Source organism: bacterium endosymbiont of Bathymodiolus sp. 5 South, assembly GCF_900128535.1.
Lineage (GTDB): Bacteria > Pseudomonadota > Gammaproteobacteria > PS1 > Pseudothioglobaceae > Thiodubiliella.
Genome location: NZ_FQTR01000314.1, coordinates 1 through 1,318, shown reverse-complemented (window position 1 = coordinate 1,318; position 1,318 = coordinate 1). Strand labels below are relative to the sequence as shown.

The window sequence follows — 1,318 nt, the reverse complement described above, 5'->3', positions numbered from 1 at the left end:
AGATGAATTACGCAAGAGAAATGACAGAATGTGGTAAAAATGGACATAAATGTAAACATAACATTAGAAGAAAATATAAAAAGTTATATGATAAAAACAGACAAGAAAAACTTGCAGAAATCAAAAGAGAATTAAGCAAACCACCTTTTTTACGCAACAAGTATAAAACTAAACGAGAATTTGAATCAGCGATTAATTTATTGAATAATAGACCTTTTAAGCAAGAAATAATAAAAATACCAGAGCAAAACTTAAATGGAGTTGAGGTGTTGAGAAAAGAAGAGTATGTTTCGAAGTCTGAGGTTAAAACGAAAGAGGATTTGAAGGCTGTTGCGGAGACTGGGTTTAGTTTGACTCCTCCTGGGAGGGCTTATGTAATTGGAAAAACTACTGTAGATTTAGTAGATGATTTTAAAAGTGGAAATTTTGAAAAAACAGCCAATAATGTTATTGGCAGAGTTGTCCCTAAAGGGCTAAGAAAGATAGGTGTACCTAAAAAATCTATAGGTGGTGGTTCGGATATTTCTGATTTAATTGGCTCAGGTATTTCCTTGGGGATAGATTCAAATGAATAAAGAAACCATAATAAAAACAATAATTTTTATTATTGGCTTTTTGTTTATATTTTTATTAATATATCCTGAAAAAATAGGTTGTTACAATTCTGGTTGTTTTGAGGTTTCCTTAATGTTTTCATTTTTATTTGCTTGGCAAAAGCTTAACGAGTACGATTTTTTAAAAGGCAATGCGTTTTATGGAGTTTATACATACGGAATAAAAATACCATCCTTACAAGAAAATAGCTCTGATGAAAACAAATTAAGAAGACTGTTATGGTTTTTATCTTTAATTAGTTTTGATATTATGATCTTTTACGCTGTATATAAACTAAGCTGGATTTTCAATTAAACCAACCAAATGTCCCAAAAAATACTAAAACTATTTTTAATAATCTATTATAAAACCCCAACAAATTAAGACAATAATTTAAATTTTCTTATTTCGAACAAGTCAAACTAAACAAAAAAATCGGAGTAAAAAAAATGAGTAAAAAACGAACCAAATATACCTCAACATTTAAAACAAAATTAGCACTTGAGTTATTACAAAATAAAAGCACCCTAGTGCAGATTGCTAGCAAGCATAACATCCTTCCACAAAACCTACAGAATTGGAAGAAAACCCATGTCAATTAATGAGAGACTTTTGCATAACTCATAATTCTCCACCCTAATTTCAATTTTTAGTTTTTTTCAAAAATATTTTCAAAACTGCCTGTATTTTTTCATAAAGTCAAAAAAAAAACCTTATTTTCCCA

3 protein-coding genes are annotated in these 1,318 nt (G+C 28.9%); all 3 read left to right on the top strand.

The window, feature by feature from the left end:
* On the top strand, positions 1 to 575 hold a 575-nt coding region (locus BBROOKSOX_RS11110; protein WP_218973751.1), incomplete at its 5' end, for a hypothetical protein.
* A complete protein-coding gene (locus BBROOKSOX_RS11105) occupies positions 568 to 909 on the top strand; it encodes a hypothetical protein (protein ID WP_139661886.1) in 342 nt (113 codons plus the stop codon). The genes BBROOKSOX_RS11110 and BBROOKSOX_RS11105, both read left to right, overlap by 8 nt.
* A 134-nt stretch (positions 910 to 1,043) precedes the next feature.
* A complete protein-coding gene (locus BBROOKSOX_RS11100; RefSeq protein WP_139661884.1) occupies positions 1,044 to 1,196 on the top strand; it encodes a transposase in 153 nt (50 codons plus the stop codon).
* Positions 1,197 to 1,318: the final 122 nt, after the last annotated feature.